The sequence below is a fragment of the Herbiconiux sp. 320_LB genome (genome assembly GCF_059691755.1).
The window spans coordinates 201,684-222,953 of the sequence record NZ_JCAWAD010000001.1 but is presented as its reverse complement, the minus strand read 5'-3'; the positions used below and the strand labels follow the sequence as shown (position 1 = coordinate 222,953).

General features: G+C 70.4%; 17 protein-coding genes and 1 tRNA gene. 2 read left to right on the top strand and 16 right to left on the bottom strand.

What is annotated here, in order from left to right:
- Positions 1 to 30 precede the first annotated feature (30 nt).
- Positions 31 to 2,709 carry a DNA polymerase I gene (polA, locus tag AC59HU_RS01020; protein WP_497221451.1) on the bottom strand — a complete coding sequence of 893 codons (2,679 nt, stop codon included), beginning with the start codon at positions 2,707 to 2,709 and terminating at the stop codon, positions 31 to 33.
- Positions 2,710 to 2,811: 102 nt separating this feature from the next.
- On the opposite strand from polA, the gene AC59HU_RS01015 reads away from it, so the two are divergent.
- Positions 2,812 to 3,228 (top strand): PaaI family thioesterase, encoded by a 417-nt coding sequence (locus AC59HU_RS01015; RefSeq protein WP_497222062.1) that lies wholly within the window; start codon positions 2,812 to 2,814, stop codon positions 3,226 to 3,228.
- A gap of 39 nt (positions 3,229 to 3,267) precedes the next feature.
- Here the strand turns inward: AC59HU_RS01015 and AC59HU_RS01010 are convergent, their stop codons facing one another.
- Complete coding sequence (locus AC59HU_RS01010; protein WP_066038762.1) at positions 3,268 to 3,873, bottom strand: ANTAR domain-containing response regulator; 606 nt, start codon at positions 3,871 to 3,873, stop codon at positions 3,268 to 3,270.
- 39 nt (positions 3,874 to 3,912) lie between these two features.
- Here AC59HU_RS01010 and AC59HU_RS01005 point away from each other — a divergent pair.
- Positions 3,913 to 3,995: transfer RNA gene (locus AC59HU_RS01005), tRNA-Leu, on the top strand.
- A gap of 67 nt (positions 3,996 to 4,062) precedes the next feature.
- Here AC59HU_RS01005 and AC59HU_RS01000 read toward each other — a convergent pair.
- The 14 genes from AC59HU_RS01000 to hisG all read right to left on the bottom strand — a co-directional run bounded on the left by AC59HU_RS01000 (position 4,063) and on the right by hisG (position 21,258).
- On the bottom strand, positions 4,063 to 4,836 hold the full coding sequence (locus AC59HU_RS01000) for a hypothetical protein (RefSeq protein ID WP_497221450.1): 774 nt from the start codon (positions 4,834 to 4,836) through the stop codon (positions 4,063 to 4,065).
- 190 nt (positions 4,837 to 5,026) lie between these two features.
- Positions 5,027 to 6,472, bottom strand: coding sequence for a pyruvate kinase (gene pyk / locus AC59HU_RS00995; protein WP_497221449.1), 1,446 nt, complete (start codon positions 6,470 to 6,472; stop codon positions 5,027 to 5,029).
- Positions 6,473 to 6,542: 70 nt separating this feature from the next.
- Positions 6,543 to 8,000 carry a glutamate synthase subunit beta gene (locus AC59HU_RS00990; protein ID WP_497221448.1) on the bottom strand — a complete coding sequence of 486 codons (1,458 nt, stop codon included), beginning with the start codon at positions 7,998 to 8,000 and terminating at the stop codon, positions 6,543 to 6,545.
- Entirely contained in the window at positions 7,993 to 12,573 is a 4,581-nt protein-coding gene (gene gltB, locus AC59HU_RS00985) for a glutamate synthase large subunit (protein ID WP_497221447.1), read from the bottom strand. The genes AC59HU_RS00990 and gltB overlap by 8 nt, the downstream gene beginning before the upstream one ends.
- 124 nt (positions 12,574 to 12,697) lie before the next feature.
- Positions 12,698 to 13,750, bottom strand: coding sequence for a prolipoprotein diacylglyceryl transferase (gene lgt / locus AC59HU_RS00980; RefSeq protein ID WP_497221446.1), 1,053 nt, complete (start codon positions 13,748 to 13,750; stop codon positions 12,698 to 12,700).
- 6 nt (positions 13,751 to 13,756) lie between these two features.
- Positions 13,757 to 14,554, bottom strand: coding sequence for a tryptophan synthase subunit alpha (trpA, locus tag AC59HU_RS00975; RefSeq protein WP_497221445.1), 798 nt, complete (start codon positions 14,552 to 14,554; stop codon positions 13,757 to 13,759).
- On the bottom strand, positions 14,551 to 15,786 hold the full coding sequence (gene trpB, locus AC59HU_RS00970) for a tryptophan synthase subunit beta (RefSeq protein WP_497221444.1): 1,236 nt from the start codon (positions 15,784 to 15,786) through the stop codon (positions 14,551 to 14,553). The genes trpA and trpB overlap by 4 nt, the downstream gene beginning before the upstream one ends.
- Positions 15,783 to 16,556 (bottom strand): indole-3-glycerol phosphate synthase TrpC, encoded by a 774-nt coding sequence (gene trpC, locus AC59HU_RS00965; RefSeq protein WP_497221443.1) that lies wholly within the window; start codon positions 16,554 to 16,556, stop codon positions 15,783 to 15,785. Before trpC ends, trpB begins: the two co-directional genes overlap by 4 nt.
- A 5-nt stretch (positions 16,557 to 16,561) precedes the next feature.
- The gene (locus tag AC59HU_RS00960; RefSeq protein WP_497221442.1) at positions 16,562 to 16,792 is read right to left on the bottom strand and encodes a DUF6704 family protein; all 231 of its coding nucleotides are present in this window, start codon (positions 16,790 to 16,792) and stop codon (positions 16,562 to 16,564) included.
- 48 nt (positions 16,793 to 16,840) lie between these two features.
- The gene (locus AC59HU_RS00955; RefSeq protein ID WP_497221441.1) at positions 16,841 to 17,731 is read right to left on the bottom strand and encodes a Trp biosynthesis-associated membrane protein; all 891 of its coding nucleotides are present in this window, start codon (positions 17,729 to 17,731) and stop codon (positions 16,841 to 16,843) included.
- Complete coding sequence (locus AC59HU_RS00950) at positions 17,731 to 19,281, bottom strand: anthranilate synthase component I (RefSeq protein WP_497221440.1); 1,551 nt, start codon at positions 19,279 to 19,281, stop codon at positions 17,731 to 17,733. Before AC59HU_RS00950 ends, AC59HU_RS00955 begins: the two co-directional genes overlap by 1 nt.
- Positions 19,278 to 19,652, bottom strand: a complete 375-nt coding sequence (gene hisI / locus AC59HU_RS00945; RefSeq protein WP_497221439.1) for a phosphoribosyl-AMP cyclohydrolase — start codon at positions 19,650 to 19,652, stop codon at positions 19,278 to 19,280. The genes AC59HU_RS00950 and hisI overlap by 4 nt, the downstream gene beginning before the upstream one ends.
- Positions 19,649 to 20,419: an imidazole glycerol phosphate synthase subunit HisF gene (gene hisF / locus AC59HU_RS00940; protein WP_497221438.1), complete on the bottom strand. Its 771-nt coding sequence runs from the start codon at positions 20,417 to 20,419 to the stop codon at positions 19,649 to 19,651. The genes hisI and hisF overlap by 4 nt, the downstream gene beginning before the upstream one ends.
- A complete protein-coding gene (gene hisG, locus AC59HU_RS00935) occupies positions 20,419 to 21,258 on the bottom strand; it encodes an ATP phosphoribosyltransferase (protein ID WP_497221437.1) in 840 nt (279 codons plus the stop codon). The genes hisF and hisG overlap by 1 nt, the downstream gene beginning before the upstream one ends.
- Positions 21,259 to 21,270 lie beyond the last annotated feature (12 nt).

The window sequence follows — 21,270 nt, the reverse complement described above, 5'->3', positions numbered from 1 at the left end:
GTGGGCGCGAGCGCGAGCCCGCGCCCCGCCTCAGTGGGCCGCCTCGTTCCAGTTCTGGCCGCGGCCGACCTGCACCTCGAGTGGCACCGAGAGGTCGGCGGCCCGACTCATCCGGGTCGTGACGATCGCCTCCAGAGCATCCCACTCCCCCGGTGCCACGTCGAAGACGAGCTCGTCGTGCACCTGCAGCAGCAGCTTCGAGGTGAGCTCCTGCCGTCGCAGATCGGCGAGGATGTCGATCATCGCGATCTTGATGATGTCGGCCGCGGTGCCCTGGATCGGCGCGTTCAGCGCGGCGCGCTCGTCGTTATCGCGGAGCACCCGGTTGGTGCTGTTGAGGTTCGCGAACGGGCGACGCCGCCCGAAGATCGTCTCGGTGTACCCGTCGACCTTCGCCTGCACGACCACGTTGCGCAGGTAGTCGCGCACCCCGCCGAAGCGCTCGAAGTAGTCGCTCATCAGCTGCTTGGCCTCGGCCGTCTCGATGCGCAGCTGCTTGGACAGCCCGAACGCGCTGAGCCCGTAGGCCAGGCCGTACGACATCGCCTTGACCTTGGTGCGCATGTTCGAGGTCACGTCTTCCGGATCGACCGAGAAGATGCGGGAACCGACGAAACGGTGCAGGTCTTCGCCCGAGTGGAAGGCGTCGATCAGGCCCTGGTCGCGCGAGAGGTGCGCCATGATGCGCATCTCGATCTGCGAGTAGTCGGCGGTCAGCAGCGTCTCGAAGCCCTCGCCGACCTGGAACGACTGACGGATGCGCCGGCCCTCCTCGGTGCGCACCGGGATGTTCTGCAGGTTCGGGTCGGTCGAGGAGATGCGCCCGGTCGAGGAACCGGTCTGCACGTAGGTCGTGTGCACCCGCTTGTCGGGCGCGATCGCCTTGTCGACGCTCTCGATGATCTGGCGCAGCTTCGTCGCATCGCGGTGCGCGAGCAGCAACCCGAGGAAGGGGTGCGGGTTCGAGGCCTGCAGGTCTGCCAGCGCCCCCGCATCCGTGGAGTACCCGGTCTTGGTGGCGCGGGTCTTCGGCATGTCGAGCTGATCGAAGAGCACCTCCTGGATCTGCTTGGGCGAACCGAGGTTGACCTCGCGCCCGATGATCCCGAACGCCTCGGTCGCGATGGTCGCCGCCGAGTCGCCGAGCTCGGCGGAGAGCGCGCTCAGCTCGTCGTGGCTGACGGTGACGCCCGTGAGCTCCATCTCGGCCAGCACCATCAGCACCGGCATCTCGATCTCGGTGAGCACTCGCAGGGTGCGCTCGTCGAGCTGCGCGGTCAGGGCGCGGGCCACCCGGAAGGCGTACCAGGCCTCCTCGGCGGGCCCGACCACGGTGTCGCTGTCGGGCACGAGCTGATTCGGGTCGGGCGTCGGCAGGATCTCGAGCAGATGCCGATCGACCAGCTGGGCCAGCGAGCGGTCGGCGCTCGCATCCGGCTTGAGCAGCCACGCCGCGATCACCGGGTCGAACGAGACGCCGTCGACGGCGAGCCCGGCGTTGCGTAGCGCCTTCACCTGGCGCTTGGCCTCGAAGAAGATCTTGGGCGCGGGCCCGGCCAGCCACTCCTCGACCGGGGCGTAGTCGCGGCTGCCCGTCGTCCACGGCAGGAAGACCGTCTCGTGCTGGGTCGCGAGGCCGATCGCGATCGGGTAGCCGTCGATGGTCTCGACCTGGACGGCGATCGCCTCGCCGGTCGACCCGTGGCGGGCGAGCCATCCCGCCAGCTCCTCGTCGAGCAGGGTGACCGGCGTGGGGGCGTTCTCGGCCTTCTCCGCCGCGGCGGCCGCGGCAGCCTGGCCGACCTCGGAGTCGCCCGCGATGCCCTCGAGCTTGAGCACCCGGTCGAGCAGCGTGCGGAACTCCAGGCGCGCGAAGACGTCGCGGATCTGCTGCTCGTCGGCGGGCCGGCGCTCCAGGTCGGCCGGGCCGACCGGCAGGTCGACGTCGTTCAGCAGCCGGTTCAGCTTGCGGTTGCGGACCACGTCTTCGACGTGCTCGCGGAGGTTGTTGCCGACGACGCCGGGGATCTCGTCACGGTGCTCGAGGATCGCGTCGAGCGACCCGTACTGGTTGAGCCACTTGACGGCGGTTTTCTCGCCGACCTTCGGCACGCCGGGGAGGTTGTCGCTCGTCTCTCCGACCAGCGCGGCGACCTCGGGGTACTGCTCGGGCCGGATGCCGTACCGGTCGAACACCTTCTCGATGTCGTACCGGGTGAGGTCGGACACGCCCTGGCGCGACGGGTAGAGGAGCGTGACCTTGTCGTTGACGAGCTGGATGGCGTCGCGGTCGCCCGAGACGACGAGCACGCGGTACCCCTCCTCGACCCCCTTGGCGGCGAGCGTGGCCAGGATGTCGTCGGCCTCGTAGTCTTCTTTCTCGATCGTCACGATCCCGAGGGCGTGCAGGGCCTCCTGCAGCAGCGGCACCTGGCCGATGAACTCGACGGGGGTCTCGCCGCGGGTGCCCTTGTACTCGGGGTACTCCCGAGTGCGGAACGAGTGCCGGGAGATGTCGAAGGCCACGGCGAGGTGCGTCGGCTTCTCGGCCTTCAGCAGGTTGATGAGCATCGCGATGAAGCCGTGGATGGCGTTCGTGTGCTGCCCGTCCCGCGTCGAGAAACTGTCGACGGGGAGGGCGTAGAAGGCCCGGAATGCGAGCGAATGACCGTCGATGACGAGGAGGGTAGGCTGTTGATTGTCCGGCACACGGCAAGCCTACACACGGCCTCCGACACCACTTCAGAGTTCAGGATCACGACGATGACGGATGCGCATCCCACCCCCGACGACGTCCTCCCGGTCGACGTGATGGCCGTCTTCGGCTACCGCGGGATCGGCGCGCTGGCCGAGCGGATGGGCATCCAGTTCCTGGAGCTCACCCCGGCGCGCTCGGTCGCGCGGATGCCGGTCGAAGGCAACACGCAGCCCCTCGGCCTCGTGCACGGCGGCGCCTACGTCGTGCTCGCGGAGAGCCTCGGCTCGACCGCCGCCAACCTGCACGCGGGCCCCGGCAAGGTCGCCATGGGCATCGAGATCAACGCCAGCCACTCGGGCTCGGCCACGGAGGGCTGGGTGACCGGCACCTGCACGGCCATCCACCTCGGGCGGAGCCTCGCCACGCACCAGATCGAGATCGACGACGAGAACGGCCGCCGGCTCTCGACGGTCCGCATCACGAACATCATCAAGGACCGACGGCCGGGCCAGGTCTTCGAGGAGAAGTAGCCGCGACCGGAGCGGTCGCGAAGGGCTCCCCTGCGGGTGCTACTTCTTCGGGCTGAGCTGCTCGATGATCGCCTGCGCGACGTCGTGCATCGTGAGCCGACGGTCCATCGACGCCTTCTGGATCCAGCGGAAGGCCTCGGGCTCGGTCAGGCCCATCTTCTCGTTGAGCAGGCCCTTGGCGCGGTCGACGAGCTTGCGGGTCTCGAAGCGCTCGACCAGGTCGGCGACCTCGGTCTCGAGCGTGATGATCTGGGCATAGCGCGAGAGGGCGATCTCGATCGCGGGCAGCAGGTCGTTCGGGGTGAAGGGCTTCACGACGTAGGCGAGGGCGCCGGCCTCGGTGGCCCGCTCCACGAGCTCCTTCTGGCTGAAGGCGGTGAGCAGCACGACCGGGGCGATGTGGTCCTTCGAGAGACGCTCGGCCGCGGAGATCCCGTCGAGCTGGGGCATCTTGACGTCCATGATCACGAGGTCGGGGCGCAGTTCGGTCGCGAGGGCGACTGCGGTCTCGCCGTCTCCGGCCTCACCCACGACGTCGAACCCGTTGTCGCGCAGGATCTCGACGATGTCGAGGCGGATCAGGGACTCGTCCTCCGCCACCACTACACGGCGGGGCGCTGCTGTCGTTGGTTCTTGGTCAGTCACGATTCAACCCTACGGTATTCTGGACCTCGCTCGTAGCAGGCCGGTGTGGCGGAATGGCAGACGCGGCGCACTCAAAATGCGCTGTCCGTGAGGGCGTGTGGGTTCGAGTCCCACCACCGGTACCGATACAGCCGACGGGCCCCGTCCTCTGGTGCGGAGGACGAGGCCCGCGGTGCGGCTGCTGTGCTGCTATCCCACCGGAATGGGGGTGGGGGTCGCCGTCGGAGTCGGGGTGCTCGCGGCGGCGACGGCTTCGGAGAAGATGGCGATCGGCACGTACTGGTGCACGACCTGGGTCGTGTACGTGTTCGAGAGCGGGCTGTTCTCGTACGACACCTGGAACGCGAAGTCGAGCATCACGCCCTGGGTGTCGTCGCTCAGCACGCCGATCTGCTGCGACTCCAGCTGGAACCCGCCCTTGGGCGAGGTGATGAGGAGACCGAGGCCCTGATCGGATCGCAGGGCCTCGGGGTCGAGGGTCACCTTCAGCGGGTCGGTGTTCAGCGAGTACGCCGTCTGAACCGCGCCGGAGGTGGTGGTGGTCTTGGCCGTGACCGAGATGTTGGACATGTACACGCGCCGCTTCTGGTCGAAGGGGGCTTCGGCCGGCACGGTGTTGTCATAGACGCCGATGACGAACGAGAACCGCTTGTCGGCCATCGGGGTCCAGTCGTGCGTCTTCTGCTCGGTCCAGACGTCGAGCTTCAGCTGGAGCTTGTTCGCGATGTCGACCGTGGGGTGCACGGAGCCCATGTCGGTGAAGACGGACGCGAACTGGAGCCCCGCATCCGTCGCCGTGGCCGACTCGTCGGTCGTGGTCGTGGTGGTCGAGGAGTTGGCGACGCCGGGGGTCGGCTGGATGCCGAACAACGGCATGATCGTGGAGCAGCCGGACAGAGCGAAGGCCGTGGCGAGGGCCGCACCGGCGCCGACGAGGCGGATGACGAGTCTCTTCGGAGGCATGAGCGGGCACTTTCGGTCGAGGATTCCTGGGGCCCGTCGAGCCGATCGCTCCCCGGGCAGTTGGGAATCTAGCAGCGCAGATCCGCCCGGAAACGGCGATCGGCCAGGAACCGATCGAACCTTGATCGAATCCTGGCCGAATCCTGAGGTAGCGCGTGGACGCGCCGGGCTCAGTCGCCGTCGGTGTGCCTCAGTTGTCGATCACCGCGGGTGCCGAGGGGTTGTGGGCCGACCCGATGACGTGCACGCGCATGTCGTTCGTGGTGCCCGCGACCCCGGGAGGGGAACCGGAGATGACGATGACCTTGTCGCCGATCTGGGCGCGGCCGTGGCCGAGCAGCACGTCGTCGACCTGGACCATGAGCTCGTCGGTGTGCTTGACGCGGTCGACGAGATAGGACTGCACGCCCCAGCTCAGCGCCATGCGGTCGCGGATGCCGGACTCGGGGGTGAAGCCGAGGATCGGGATGCTGGACCGCAGTCGCGTCATGCGGCGCACCGAGTCGCCCGACTCGGTGAACACGCAGAGGAACTTGGCTCCGACGAAGTCGCCCACCTCGGCGGCGGCGAGCGTGACGGCGCCCGCCTGGGTGCGGGGCTTGGTGCCGAGCGGGGGGATCCGCTCGAGACCGTGCTCCTCGGTCGACTCGATGATGCGGGCCATGGTCTGCACCGTGATGACCGGGAACTCGCCGACGCTGGTCTCGCCCGAGAGCATGACCGCGTCGGTGCCGTCCAGCACCGCGTTGGCGCAGTCCGAGGCCTCGGCGCGCGTGGGCCGGGGGCTGGAGATCATCGACTCGAGCACCTGGGTGGCGACGATGACGGGCTTGGCCATCCGACGGGAGAGCTCGACGGCGCGCTTCTGCACGATCGGCACCGCCTCCAGGGGCAGCTCGACGCCGAGGTCGCCGCGGGCGACCATGATGCCGTCGAAGGCGTCGACGATCTCCTCGAGGTTCTCGACGGCCTGCGGCTTCTCGATCTTGGCGATCACCGGGACCCGACGGCCCTCCTCGGCCATGATCTCGTGCACCTGGGTGACGTCGTCGGCATCCCGCACGAAGGAGAGGGCGATCAGATCGGCGCCGAGGTTGAGGCCCCAGCGCAGGTCGGCGATGTCCTTCTCGCTCATGGCGGGGACGTTGACGGCGACGCCGGGCAGGTTGATGCCCTTGTTGTTCGACACCGCACCCGGCACCTCGACGACGGTGGTGACGACGCGGCCGTCGGTCTCGAGCACGCGCAGCGTGACCTTGCCGTCGTCGATCAGCAGCGGATCCCCGGGCGCCACGTCCTGCGGCAGACCCTTGTATGTCGTCGAGGAGATCTCCTTGTTGCCGATGATGTCGTCGACCGTGATCTTGAAGATGTCACCCTCGGCGAGGTCGTACGGCCCGTTCTCGAACCGGCCGAGACGGATCTTCGGGCCCTGCAGGTCGACCAGGACGGCGACCGCGCGACCGGAGTCCTTCGCGGCCTGGCGCACGTTGCGGTAGACCGCCTCGTGGACGTCGTAGCTGCCGTGGCTCAGGTTCATCCGCGCGACGTCGACGCCGGCATCGATGATGGCCCTGATCGTGTCGTAGCTGGAGGTTGCCGGGCCGAGTGTTGCGACGATTTTGGCGCGTCTCATCAGTGTCTATTGCTCCGAGTTCTGCGCCGGGGCGCATGTGGTGGTGGTGTTGGAGGCAGGTTGGAGGCTATCAGATCGAGATGGCGCGATCGGTGGGCTTCACGGGGAAGGGGAGCTCGGTCGAGCCCTCCAGGTACGCGTCGACCGCGGAGGCCGCGGCACGGCCCTCGGCGATCGCCCAGACGATCAGCGACTGGCCGCGGCCGGCGTCGCCCGCGACGAAGACGCCGGGGCTGCTGCTCTGGTAGTCGCCGGCGCGCTCGACGGCGCCGCGCTGGTCGAAGCGGGTGCCGAGCTGCTCGGCGATGCCGTCCGACTCCGGCCCGGTGAAGCCGAGGGCCAGGAGCACCAGGTCGGCGGGGATCTCCTTCTCGGTGCCGGCCTTGGGAACCCGGCGGCCGTCGACGAACTCGGTCTCGGCGACGCGGATGGCGCGCACCTCGCCCGAGTCGTTCGAGAGGAACTCGACGGTGGAGGCGAGGTAGGTCCGCTCGCCGCCCTCCTCGTGGGCGCTGGCGACCTCGAACAGGGTCGGGAACATCGGCCAGGGCTGGGTCTCGGGACGCTCCGCGGGCGGCTGCTTGCCGATCGCGAGGTTGGTGACCGAGAGCGCACCCTGGCGGTGGGCCGTACCGATGCAGTCCGCGCCGGTGTCGCCGCCGCCGAGGACGACGACGTGCTTGCCCTCGGCGTCGATCTGGCCGAGGATGTCGTCCCCGGCGCCGACCTTGTTCTGCTGCACGAGGTACTCCATGGCGAAGTGCACGCCGTCGAGGTCGCGGCCCGGGATGGGGAGGTCGCGCGGGACCGTGGCTCCGGTGCAGACGATCACGGCGTCGTAACGGGCGCGCAGGTCGTCCCAGGAGATGTCGACGCCGATCTCGATGCCGGCCCGGAAGCGGGTGCCCTCGGACATCATCTGGGTCAGCCGCGCCTCGAGGTGCTTCTTCTCCATCTTGAAGTCCGGGATGCCGTAGCGCAGCAGGCCGCCGATGCGGTCGTCGCGCTCGTACACCGCCACGGTGTGACCGGCCCGGGTGAGCTGCTGGGCGGCAGCCAGGCCGGCGGGGCCCGAGCCGACGACCGCGACGGTCTTGCCGGTGAGGCGCTCCGGCGGGTGCGGCTGCACCCAGCCGTTCGCGAAGGCCTGGTCGATGATCGAGACCTCGACCTGCTTGATCGTGACCGGCGGCTGGTTGATGCCGAGCACGCAGGCCGCCTCGCAGGGCGCGGGGCACAGGCGCCCGGTGAACTCGGGGAAGTTGTTGGTCGCGTGCAGACGCTCGATGGCCTGACGGCCCTCGTCGCGCCAGGTCAGGTCGTTCCACTCCGGGATCAGGTTGCCGAGCGGGCAGCCGTGGTGGCAGAACGGGATGCCGCAGTCCATGCAGCGGCCGGCCTGGCGGCGCGTGGTCGCGGCGTCGCCCTGCTCGTAGACCTCTTTCCAGTCCATCAGCCGCACCGAGACGGGTCGACGGGGCGGGAGCTCGCGCTCCTGTGTCTTCAGGAAGCCCTTGGGATCAGCCACCTGTCACCTCCAAAATGCGACCCCAGACGACGTCGCCGTCCGGGTCGAGTCCTTCTTCTACCGCTTCCTGCCGGGTGGCGAGGACGGCTGCGTAATCGCGGGGCAGCACCTTGGTGAACGCCGCGACGGTGGTGTCGAAGTCGTCGAGCATCCCGGCAGCGAGCGGCGAACCGGTCTCGGCCAGGTGACGCTCGAGCAGGTCGCGCACGATCTCGACGTCGGCGCCGCCGAGCGGCAGCAGCTGCAGCTCGCCCGAGTTCAGCGAGTCGGCGTTCACCCGCTCGGGGTTGAGGTCGTGGATGTAGGCCGTACCGCCGGACATCCCGGCCCCCAGGTTGCGACCGGTCGCGCCGAGGATGAGGGCGAGACCGCCGGTCATGTACTCCAGCGCGTGGTCGCCCACGCCCTCGACGACCGCGGTGGCGCCCGAGTTCCTGACCAGGAACCGCTCCCCCACGATCCCGCGGAGGAACAGGCTGCCCCGGGTGGCGCCGTAGCCGATCACGTTCCCGGCGATCACGTTCTGCTCGGCCGGGAAGACCGAGTGGCGGTCGGGTCGCAGGATGATCTGACCGCCCGAGAGGCCCTTGCCGACGTAGTCGTTCGAGTCGCCCTCAAGGCGCAGCGTGATGCCGGAGGGGAGGAACGCGCCGAGCGACTGCCCGGCCGAGCCCAGCAGCGTCACCTGGATGGTGCCGTCGGGCAGGCCCTGCTCGCCGTGGCGCTTGGTGACCTCGTGGCCGAGCATCGTGCCGACCGCGCGCTCGGTGTTGCGGATGGGCAGCGTGATGGCCACCGGTTCGCCGTGCTCGAGCGCCGACCGCGCCTCGTGGATGAGGCGGTTGTCGAAGTGCTTCTCGAGCTCGTGCTCCTGAGGGCGGCGGTTCGCGCGCGGCTCGTCGGCCGAGAACTCCGGGCCGACCAGCACGGGGCTGAGGTCGAGGCCATCGGTCTTCCAGTGCTCCACCGCCGCGTTGACGTCGAGCAGCTCGTTGTGGCCGATCGCCTCCTCCAGGCTCCGGAAGCCCAGCTCGGCGAGGTACTCCCGCACCTCCTGGGCCAGGAACTCGAAGAAGTTGACCACGAACTCGGGCTTGCCCGAGAAGCGGGCGCGGAGCTCGGGGTTCTGCGTCGCGACGCCGACCGGGCAGGTGTCGAGGTGGCAGACGCGCATCAGGATGCAGCCCTCCACGACGAGCGGGGCCGTCGCGAACCCGAATTCCTCGGCTCCGAGCAGGGCGCCGACGATGACGTCGCGGCCGGTCTTCATCTGACCGTCGACCTGCACGACCACGCGGTCGCGCATCCCGTTCAGCATCAGCGTCTGCTGCGTCTCGGCGAGACCGATCTCCCACGGGGTGCCGGCGTGCTTCAGCGAGTTGAGCGGGCTGGCGCCCGTGCCGCCGTCGTGGCCGGAGACCAGGACGACGTCGGCCAGCGCCTTCGTCACCCCTGCCGCGACCGCGCCGATGCCGTTCTGGCTGACCAGCTTGACGTGCACGCGGGCTTCGGGGTTGGCGCGCTTGAGGTCGAAGATCAGCTGCTTCAGGTCTTCGATCGAGTAGATGTCGTGGTGCGGGGGCGGCGAGATCAGGCCGACTCCCGCGGTCGCGTGCCGCGTGCGCGCCACCCAGGGGTAGACCTTGGTCGGCGGGAGCTGGCCGCCCTCGCCGGGCTTGGCGCCCTGCGCCATCTTGATCTGGATGTCGGTGGCGTGCGTGAGGTACATGCTCGTCACGCCGAACCGGCCGGAGGCGACCTGCTTGATCGCGCTGCGCCGGGCCGGGTCGAGCAGACGGTCGACGTCTTCTCCGCCCTCACCGGTGTTCGACTTGCCGCCGAGCTGGTTCATCGCGATCGCGAGGGTCTCGTGCGCCTCCTTGGAGATCGAGCCGTAGCTCATCGCCCCGGTGGAGAAGCGCTTGACGATCGAGGAGACCGACTCGACCTCGTCGATCGGCACGGGCGGCCGGACGCCGGTGCGCAGCTTGAACAGGCCGCGCATCGTCATCAGGTGCTCGGCCTGGTCGTCGACCAGCTGCGTGTACTCGCGGAAGATGTCGTACCGCCGCGCACGGGTCGCATGCTGCAGCCGGAACACCGTGTCCGGGTTGAACAGGTGGGGCGGGCCCTCGCGGCGCCACTGGTACTCGCCGCCGACCGCGAGCGGCTCGTGCGCGGTCACCGCGGCGTCGTCCGGGAAGGCGGCGGCGTGGCGCGCGCCGCTCTCGGCCGCGATCACGTCGATGCCGACACCGCCGAGCTTGGAGGAGGTGCCGGTGAAGTACTCCTTCACGAAGTCGGGAGCGAGGCCCACGGCTTCGAAGGTCTGCGCCCCCGCGTAGGAGGACACGGTGGAGATGCCCATCTTGGACATGATCTTGAGCACGCCCTTGCCGAGCGCCTTGATCACGTTCTTGACGGCCTTCTCCGGCGTCACTCCGACGATCACGCCGCTGCGGACGAGGTTCTCGACCGTCTCCATGGCGAGGTACGGGTTGACCGCCGACGCGCCGTAGCCGATCAGCAGGGCGACGTGGTGCACCTCGCGCACGTCGCCGGCCTCGACGATGATGCCGACCTTCATCCGGGTCTGCTTGCGGATGAGGTGGTGGTGCACGCCCGCCAGCATCAGCAGCGACGGCACCGGTGCGTACTCGCGGTTCGAGTCGCGGTCCGAGAGCACGATGAACTCGGCGCCGTTCTCGATCGCCTCGTCGGCCTCGGCGCACATCGCGGCGATGCGGTTCTGCATCGCCTTCTCGCCCTCGTCGACCCGGTAGAGGCCGCGGATCGTCGTCGTCAGACGACTGCCCGAGCGCGGGTCGATGTGCTGGATCTTCGCGAGCTCGTCGTTGTCGATCACCGGGAAGTCGAGGATGACCTGACGGGTGTGCTCGGGGGTCGCGTCGAGCAGGTTGCGCTCCGGGCCGAGGCCGAGGCGCAGGCTCGTCACGACCTCCTCGCGGATCGAGTCAAGCGGCGGGTTCGTCACCTGGGCGAACTGCTGGGTGAAGTAGTCGAACAGCAGGCGCGGGCGGTCGGAGAGGACCGCGATCGGCGTGTCCGACCCCATGGCGCCGAGCGGCTCGGCGCCGGCCTTCGCCATCGGGGTGAGGAGGACGCGGATCTCCTCCTCGGTGTAGCCGAAGGTGCGCTGACGGCGGGTGACCGAGGCGGGGGTGTGCACGATGTGCTCGCGCTCGGGGAGGTCGCGGAGGTTGATCCGGCCCTCCTCCAGCCACTCGGCGTAGGGCTCGGCGGCGGCGAGCTCGGCCTTGATCTCGTCGTCCTCGATCAGGCGGCCGGCGGCCGTGTCGACGAGGAACATCTTGCCGGGGCGCAGCCGCCCCTTCCGCACGACCCGCGCCGGGTCGACGTCTGGGAAGACGCCGATCTCGCTCGCGAGGACCACGAGGCCGTCGTCGGTGATCAGGTAGCGACCGGGGCGCAGACCGTTGCGGTCGAGCGTCGCGCCGGCCAGGGTGCCGTCGGTGAAGATCAGGGCGGCCGGGCCGTCCCACGGCTCCATCAGCATGGAGTGGTACTCGTAGAAGGCGCGGCGGGCCTGCTCGAAGTCGGCCTGGTTCTCCCAGGCCTCCGGCACCATCATCATGATCGCGTGCGGCAGCGAGCGGCCCGCGAGGGTCAGCAGCTCGACGACCTCGTCGAACGAGCCGGAGTCGCTGAGCCCCGGGGTCACGATCGGGTAGAGCGGGGCGAGGTCGCCGAGGAGCTCGGAGTGCAGCTGCGACTGGCGCGCGCGCATCCAGTTGCGGTTGCCCTGCACCGTGTTGATCTCGCCGTTGTGCGCCATCATGCGCAGCGGCTGCGCGAGCGGCCACGAGGGGAAGGTGTTGGTCGAGTACCGCGAGTGCACGAGGGCGAGCTTCGAGGCGAAGCGCTCGTCCGAGAGATCGGGGTAGAACGGCTCGAGCTGCAGCGTCGTGACCATGCCCTTGTAGGTGATGGTGCGGCACGACAGCGACATGAAGTACACCTCGTGCTCGAGCTCGGCGCGCTTGCGGAGCCGGAACGCCTGGCGGTCGAGGTCGAGGCCGGAGAGCGTCTCGCCGGACTCGGTCGTGCGGGTCGAGCGCAGGTAGAGCTGGTGGATCGCGGGCATCGCATCCCGCGCCAGGCGGCCGAGCTCGTTGGGCCGCACGGGCACCTCGCGCCAGCCGAGGACCTCGAGGTCCTCCTCGGCGGCGAGGGCGTGGATGCGGTCGAGGACCGTGCGGCGCTCGGCCTCGTCCAGCGGGAGGAAGGCGTTGCCGACCGCGTACTGCCCGACGGGAGGCAGCTCGACGGGCGCGACGGCGCGGAGGAACTCGTCCGGGATCTGGGTCAGGATGCCCGCGCCGTCACCGGTGCCGGCGTCGGAGCCGATCGCCCCGCGGTGCTCGAGGTTGCGCAGCGCCCCGAGGGCGGTGTCGATGATGTCGTGGCCGGCGGTGCCGCGGAGGGTCGCGACCATCGCGAGCCCGCAGGCGTCGCGCTCGTCGGCCGGGTCGTACAGACCCTGGGCGGGCGGCAACGCGCTGAAGGAGAAGGATGCAGGCTGATCGGCCATAGAGAACCGTCCTCTACGTGATTCATAAGGGAACTGGGACGCCAATGGCCCATTGATATCAGGGTATCCGCGGGATCTGACGGTCCCGTGGTGGTCTACTGTCCTTCACCGCGCCGGGGTGCTGTCATCGCGCGGACGGGGACCTCGCTCCGATTTCACTTGTGGCGTTCGGTTCGACTGCCTCGTTCTCGGCGAGCTCGGGAGCGTCCTCGCCCTCCAGCTCATCGTCCGAATACGTGTCGGTCGATTCTACCCCAGCGGGACCGGCCCACTCCGCACCCGGCCGGTAGGGGCTGGTCTCCACCCCCGGATGCCGTCGGGACTGCACCGCGATCACCACCAGTCCGAGCACGATCGCGAGCCACGCGGTCCAGACCTCCAGCCGCACGCCGGCGATCAGGGGGCCGAGGTCGATCCGGAGTCCGGACATCCACCACCGGCCGAGACCGAACCAGATCAGGTACAGGCCCCAGACCTTGCCCCACTGCAGCGCGAGACGTCGCGTCGCCACGACGAGCAGCGCTGCGCCGACGAGGTTCCAGACGATCTCGTACAGGAAGACGGGCTGGAACAGCGTGCCGTCGGCGAGACCGGTCGGGAAGCCCGGGGTGCCCGCCGGGACCTCCAGGCCCCAGGGCAGCGTGGTCGGCACCCCGAAGCGGAGCAGGTCGAAGTAGTCCCCCACCCGGCCCACGGCCTGGCCGACCAGGAGCGCCGGAGCGAGCGCGTCGGCGAACGACCAGAACCGGATGCCGCTCAGCCGCGACCCGATCAGGGCCCCGACCGCGCCGCCGATCAGGCCGCCGGTGAAGGTGTACCCGCCGTCCCAGACGGCGAAGAGCGAGCCGGGGAACGAGGCGCCGAAGTAGGTGGCCGGATGCTCCAGCACGAACCAGAGGCGGGCGCCGACGTAGCCGAGCGGCACGGCCCAGATCGCCAGGTCGACCACGATGCCGGGCTCGGCACCGCGCTTGGTCAGACGCCGCGAGGTCAGCCAGAGCGCGGCCACGATCGCCAGCACGACGAAGATCGCCGAGAAGCGGATGGGCAGGCTCCACTGCCCGAAGAACTCCAGCCCGAGGCTCGCGAGCCACTTCGTGAGGTCGAAGGACACGGTGCCCGGGGCGGGAATGCTCTGGGGCATCGAGGTCAGCGGCACCAGGCTCTGCGGCACCATGGTGCGCTACCGGCCCGTACCCGCGGCGAGTTCGGCCGCCAGACGCCCGACCGCGGCGACTCCGCCGTCCGACAGCGCCTTGACCAGGGCGGAGCCGACGATCGCGCCGTCGGCGTAGGTGAGGATCTCGGCGATCTGCGTCGCGGTGGAGACACCGATGCCCACGGCGAGGCTCTCGGCCCCCTGCTCGCGGAGCCGGCCGGCGAGGGTGCGCGCCGCGGCGTCCAGGTCGCCGCGGGCTCCGGTCGTGCCCATCGTCGAGACGGTGTAGACGAAGCCGCGGCTGTTCTCCACCGCCATGCGCAGGCGCTCGTCGGTCGAGGTCGGCGCGGCGAGGAACACCCGGTCCAGCCCGGTGCGGTCGCTGGCGGCGAGCCAGTCCGCGCCCGAGTCGACCGTGAGGTCGGGGGTGATCAGGCCGGCGCCGCCCGCGGAGACGAGGTCGTCGGCGAACCGGTCGACACCGTACTGCAGCACCGGGTTCCAGTACGTCATGACCAGCACCGGCGCATCCACCCGGGCGCGGATGCGCTCGACGGCCTTGAAGGCGTCGCGGAGCCGGGTGCCGTTCGCGAGTGCGGTGACGGTGGCGGCCTGGATGACCGGACCGTCCATCACCGGGTCGGAGTAGGGCAGCCCGAGCTCGAGCACGTCGACGCCGTTCTCGACCAGCGCCACGGCGGCGTCGACGCTCGCGTCGAGGGTCGGGAAGCCCACCGGGAGGTAGCCGACGAGCGCCCCCGCGCGGTCGGTCTTCGTCGCCGCGATCGTGCTGGCGACGGGCGAGTGGGTCAGGGCGGTCATATCTTGGCGTTCCCCTGCTCGTCGAGCACGTCGAACCAGCGGCCGGCGGTCTCGACGTCCTTGTCACCGCGCCCGGAGAGCGAGACGAGGATGGTCGCGTCGGGGCCGAGCTCGCGGCCGAGCTCGATCGTGCCGGCCAGGGCGTGCGCGGACTCGATGGCGGGGATGATGCCCTCGGTCGTGCAGAGCAGCCGGAACGCATCCATCGCCGCCGCGTCGGTCACCGGGCGGTAGCTGGCGCGGCCGATCGAGGCGAGCCAGGCGTGCTCGGGGCCGACGCCCGGGTAGTCCAGGCCCGCGGAGATCGAGTGGGAGTCGCGGGTCTGGCCGTCCTCGTCCTGCAGCATGATGCTGCGCGAGCCGTGCAGCACACCGGGGCGGCCCATCGAGATCGTGGCGGCGTGCCGCTCGGTGTCGATGCCGTCGCCGGCGGCCTCGTAGCCGTAGAGGCCCACGGTGGCGTCGTCGAGGAAGGCATGGAAGATGCCGATCGCGTTCGATCCGCCGCCGACGCAGGCGGTCACCGCATCCGGCAGCGAACCGGTGAGGTCGATGACCTGCTGGCGCGCCTCCTCGCCGATGACCTTCACGAAGTCGCGCACCATCGCCGGGAACGGGTGGGGCCCGGCGACCGTGCCGAGGAGGTAGTGGGTGCTCTCGACGTTGGCCACCCAGTCGCGGAAGGCCTCGTTCAGCGCGTCCTTCAGCGTGCGCGTGCCGCTGGTGACCGGGATGACCTCGGCGCCGAGCAGCCGCATGCGGGCGACGTTCAGGGCCTGGCGCTCGGTGTCGACCTCGCCCATGTAGACGACGCACTCCATGCCGAACAGGGCGGCCGCGGTGGCCGTGGCGACGCCGTGCTGGCCCGCGCCGGTCTCGGCGATCAGACGGTGCTTGCCGATCCGCTTCGCGAGCAGGGCCTGCCCGAGCACGTTGTTGATCTTGTGCGAACCGGTGTGGTTCAGGTCTTCGCGCTTCAGGATGATGCGGGCGCCGCCGGCGTGCCGGGCGAAGCGGGGCACCTCGGTGACGATCGAGGGGCGGCCGGTGTAGGTGCGGCCGAGCTCGGCGAGCTCGCGGTGGAACTCGGGGTCGAGCTTGGCGAGCTGGTAGGCCTCGTCGAGCTCGTCGAGGGCGGCGATCAGCGACTCGGGCATGAACCGACCGCCGAACTCGCCGAAGAACGGCCCCGACTCGGCGCGCAGCGAACGGACGGAATTGAGATCGGTCATACGGAGAGGAACTCCTTCAGGGTCGTCGCGGGTGAGGCACCCGTGACCAGGGCTTCGCCGACGAGCACGACATCGGCGCCGGCCGCACGGTAGTGGGCGACGTCGTCGACGGTCTTGACGGCCGACTCGGCCACCTTCACCGTGTCGGCGGGGAAGCGGTCGGCGAGCCGGCCGAACAGGTCGGCGTCGAGCTCGAAGGTGGTGAGGTCGCGGGCGTTGACCCCGACCAGGGAGGAGCCGAGATCGACCGCGCGGGACACCTCGGCGGCGTCGTGGGTCTCGACCAGCGGGGTCATCCCGAGCGACAGCACGAACTCGTGCAGGCGGACGAGCGTCGGCTGGTCGAGCGCCGCCACGATCAGCAGCACGAGGTCGGCGCCGGCGGCCCGTGCCTCGAGCACCTGGTACTCGGTGGCGATGAAGTCCTTCCGCAGCACCGGCACGTCGACGACGGCGCGGACGGCCTCGAGGTCGGCGAGCGAACCCTTGAAGCGGCGCTGCTCGGTGAGCACGCTGATCGCGCTCGCTCCGCCTTCGGCGTACTGGGCGGCGAGGGCGGCCGGGTCGGCGATCTCGGCCAGGGCGCCGCGCGAGGGGCTCGCGCGCTTCACCTCGGCGATGATCTTGATCCGGTCGGCCGGGGCGAGGAAGGCCAGGGCGTCGAGCGCGGCCGGGCGCGCGAGAGCGGCGGCCTCGACGGCGGCGGTGCTCCGCTCCGTCTGCCGAGTGGCCGCGTCTTCGAGGGCACCCGCGACGAGATCGGCGAGCACCGGGGTCAGTGCTCCTTCTGCAGAGTACGGCCGCCGTTGACGCCGTAGCCCGCCTTCGAGAGGGCGAAGCCCGCGATGAACCCGAGGAGCGTGAGGCCCGCAGCGGCCCAGACGAGCCACTGGATGTCGAAGAAGAACGCGACCGTGCCGATCGCGATGCCGACCAGGGCGACGATCACGCCGGTCCATGCTGCGAGCGAGTGGCCTTCGCCGATTTCATCCTCTTCGTGGCTCATCGATCTCTTCCTGTCTCAAAGTGGTCGTCCCGGCAAGTCTACCGGGTGTCAGCGGGTGGGATCGGTGCCTCGGGAGAGGCTGTCCCAGTCGTCGACCGCCGCGTCGCGGGCGCGGCGGAGGGGTTCGTCGGTCTCCGGCGAGCGACGGGGGTCGGCGGGAGAGGCGGACGTGGCCGTGGTGCTGGCGGTGCTGCTGTCGCGCGCGGCATCCTCGACGCCGTCGGCGGGTCCGACGCCGGGTTCGTCGTCGACGCCGTCCTCGGGCTCGTCGTCGAAGAAGTCGGCGGGGTCGCTGCTGCGTCGTCCGTCCACGCCCTCGAACGAGACGGCCTGGTACTTCCGGCTCGCGGCGGGCCAGCGGCGCACGGTGGCGATCACGGCGATCCCGACGATCATCATCGCGATGCCGAGCACTACCGCGACGGCGGGCCAGGGACTCGCCGGGCCGGCGGTGACCAGTTCGCGGATCGAGCCGAGACCCGCGACGCCGGTGTTGGTGGTCACGACGGAGGCCCCGGCGGCCACGGGGTCGCCGAGTGCGCCGAGCGCCGACCAGAGCACGCTCGCACCCAGCAGCACCTCGAGGGCGCCGAGCACGATCCGGATGATCGGGCCCGCGATCGCGAGGGCGCCGGCCAGGGCGATCCCCGCCAACCCCAGGGCCGAGAGGGCGGGAGCCGCGGCCGAGCCCGGGACGTTGAGCGAGGCCTCGGTGGTCGAGCCTCCGGCGATCTCGAGGCTGCCCCAGGACTGGGACCAGGCCAGGAAGGTCAGTCCGCTCAGCACGAGCACGGCCAGGATCGTGACGGCCTTGATGCGGCCGCCGGTGCCGACCCGTCCGGTGCCGACACGACCGGTGCCGACCCGACCGGTGCCCCGGCCTCCGGTGGTCGAAGCGGCCGCCGGTCGCCGATCGCCGCCCGCCTCGTGCGCGGTCATCAGCGCACCCGCGTCATGGCGTTGGCGACGGCGACGGCACGGAGCGGGGCCGCGGCCTTGTTCTGCGACTCCTGGAACTCGCTCAGCGGATCGGAGTCGGCGACGACGCCGCCGCCGGCCTGCACGGTGGCCACGCCCTCGCGGATCGTGGCGGTTCGGATCGCGATCGCGAGGTCGGCGTCGCCGCCGAACGCGAAGTACCCGACGACCCCGCCGTAGACGCCGCGCTGAGCGGGCTCCAGCGCGTCGATGATCTCCAGCGCGCGCGGCTTCGGCGCCCCCGAGAGGGTGCCCGCCGGGAAGGTGGCCCGGAAGACGTCGACGGCGTCGACACCGTCCCGCATCCGCCCCTCGACCGAGGAGACGATGTGCATGATGTGGCTGAACCGCTCGACCCGCATGAATTCGGTCACCTCGACCGAGGAGGCCTCGCAGACCTTCAACAGGTCGTTCCGCGCGAGGTCGACCAGCATGAGGTGCTCGGCCTTCTCCTTCTGGTCGCCGAGCAGCTCCTGCTCGAGCTCCTGATCGAGCTGCGGGGTGGCGCCGCGCGGCTTCGAACCGGCGATCGGGTGGGTGTGGGCGTGGCCCTTGCCGATCTTGACGAGGGCCTCCGGGCTCGACCCGACGATCTGGAACGGGGTGCCCGAGGTGTCGGCCAGGGTCAGGAGGTACATGTACGGGCTGGGGTTCAGCATCCGCAGCACCCGGTAGACGTCGAGCGGGTCAGCAGGGCAGTCGAGTTCGAAGCGCTGGGCGATGACGACCTGGAACACGTCGCCCTCACGGATGTGCTCCTTGGCGACGTCGATCGAGGCCAGGTAGTCGTCTTTCGCGGTGCGGGCCCGGGGCGTCGCCTGGGTCGTGAAGTCGGCGGTGCCGAGCCAGGCCTCCGAGGGCTCGGCGAGCCGGGTCTGCAGGCGGTCGAGGCGCTCCTGGGCGTCGGCCCAGAGCTCTGCCGAGGCGTGGGCGCGCTCGTCGGCGAGCACGTTCACGATGAGCTGCACGGTGCCGTAGGCGTGGTCGACCACGACGATCTCGTGCGCGAAGGCGAGCCCCTGACTCGGGATGGCGTAGTCGGCCGCGGGCCGGTTCGGGAGCCGCTCCATCTGCCGCACCGACTCCCAGCCGACGAAGCCCACGAGCCCGCCGGTGAGGGGCGGATGCCCGGCCAGGGCCGGGGTCTTCCACCGGTCGTAGAGGGCGCTGACGGCGTCGAGCGGGCCGCGGGGCATGCCGTCCGGGAACGCGCGTTCCTCGGGCAGACCGAGGTCGATCCAGGCCGCGTGGTCCTCCGCCTCGGTCAGCAGGCCGAAGCTCGACACGCCGATGAACGAGAAGCGCGACCAGATGCCGCCCTGCTCGGCGGACTCGAGCAGGAAGGTGCCCGGCCGGCCGTCGGCGAGCTTGCGGTAGATGCCGACGGGCGTCTCGCCGTCGGCGAAGAGATCCCGCACCACGGGGATGACGCGGTGGGTGCCGACGACCGCGTCGAACTCCTCGCGCGTCGTCGACGCGGTCGAGGTGGATGCCGGGGCGGGCGCGTTCATGCCCCGCTCCCGGCCTGTCCTTCATCGAGCACCACGGGGTCGAGCGGGTCGACGTCGAAACAGCGTCGGGCGCCGGTGTGGCAGGCGACCCCGATCTGGTCGACCTCGACGAGCAGGGTGTCCGCGTCGCAGTCCAGGGCCGCGCCCTTGACGAACTGCGCGTGCCCGGAGGTGTCGCCCTTGCGCCAGTACTCCTGGCGCGAGCGGGACCAGTAGGTCACCCTACCCTCGGTGAGCGTGCGGCGGAGCGCCTCGGCGTCCATGTAGCCCAGCATGAGCACCTCCTTGGTGTCCCACTGCTGGATCACGGCGGGCAGGAGGCCCTTGTCGTCGAACCGCACCCGGTCGAGGATCCCGTCCACGTCGGTCATCGCACGACCACCCCTTCCTTCTTCAGTTCGGCCTTGACGTCGCCGACCGTCATCTCGCGCAGGTGGAAGACGGAGGCGGCGAGCACGGCGTCGGCACCGGCCTTGACGGCCTCACCGAAGTGCTCGACCCGTCCGGCGCCGCCCGAGGCGATCACCGGCACACGGCTGAGCTCGCGCATGAGTCCGACCAGTTCGAGGTCGAAGCCGTCCTTTGTGCCGTCGGCGTCGATGGAGTTGACCAGCAGTTCGCCGGTGCCGCGGTCGATCGCCTGGCGCGCCCAGTCCAGCGCATCCAGCTCGGTCTCGCGTCGGCCGCCGTGCGTGGTGACGACGAAGCCCGAGGGCACCGTGGCCCGCGGCGCGGTGCGCTTGACGTCGAGCGAGAGCACGAGCACCTGGGCGCCGAAGCGGTCGGCGATCTCGTCGATCAGGGCGGGACGGGCGATCGCGGCGCTGTTGACGCCGACCTTGTCGGCCCCGTGTGCGAGCAGGCGGGCCACGTCCTCCGTGGTCCGCACTCCCCCGCCGACGGTGAGCGGGATGAAGACCTGTTCGGCGGTCTGGCGCACGACGTCGTACATGGTGTCGCGCGCATCCACCGTGGCGGTCACGTCGAGGAAGGTCAGCTCGTCGGCGCCCTGCTTGGAGTACAGCCGCGCGAGCTCGACCGGGTCGCCGGCGTCGCGGAGGTTCTCGAAGTTGACGCCCTTGACCACGCGGCCGGCGGCCACGTCCAGGCACGGGATGACGCGAACGGCGAGCGGCATCAGATCCTCGCGGCGTGGATGGGGCTGACCAGGATCGCCCGGGCGCCGACCTCGTAGAGCGCGTCCATCACCTGATTGGTGTCGCTGCGGGGCACCATCGAGCGCACGGCGACCCACTCCGGGTCGTGCAGCGGCGAGATCGTCGGCGACTCGATGCCGGGGGTGAGCGCGCAGGCCTCGTCGAGGTGCGCGACCGGCACGTCGTAGTCCATCAGCACGAACTGACGGGCCACCAGCACGCCCTGCAGCCGGCGCAGCAGGGTCTGGGCCCCGGCGTGCTCGGTGCCCGAGCTGATCAGCACGGCCGTCGACTCGAGGATGACGGGGCCGAAGATCTCCAGGCCCGCCTTCTTGAGGGTGCTGCCGGTCGAGACCACGTCGGCCACGGCGTCGGCGACACCGAGCCGCACGGCGGATTCGACGGCGCCGTCGAGGCGGATCAGCTGGGCGGTGATCCCGTGGCCGGCGAGGAAGGCGCGGACCAGGCCCGGGTAGCTCGTGGCGACGCGGGAGCCGTCGAGGTCGGCCAGTTCGATGGCCGTGCCCACGGGGCGGGCGAAGCGGAAGGTGGAGGCGCCGAAGTCGAGGGCGGCCGTCTCGGTGGCCGGTGACTCCGAGTCCAGCAGCAGGTCGCGGCCGGTGATGCCGACGTCGAGCGCGCCGGAGCCGACGTAGGTGGCGATGTCGCGCGGACGCAGGTAGAAGAACTCGACGTCGTTGCGCGGGTCCTGGACGACGAGCTCACGGGAGTCGCGACGGCCCTGGTAGCCCGCCTCGGCGAGCATCTGGGCGGCGGTCTCGGAGAGGGAGCCCTTGTTGGGCACCGCGATCTTCAGCATGGGTGTTCCGGC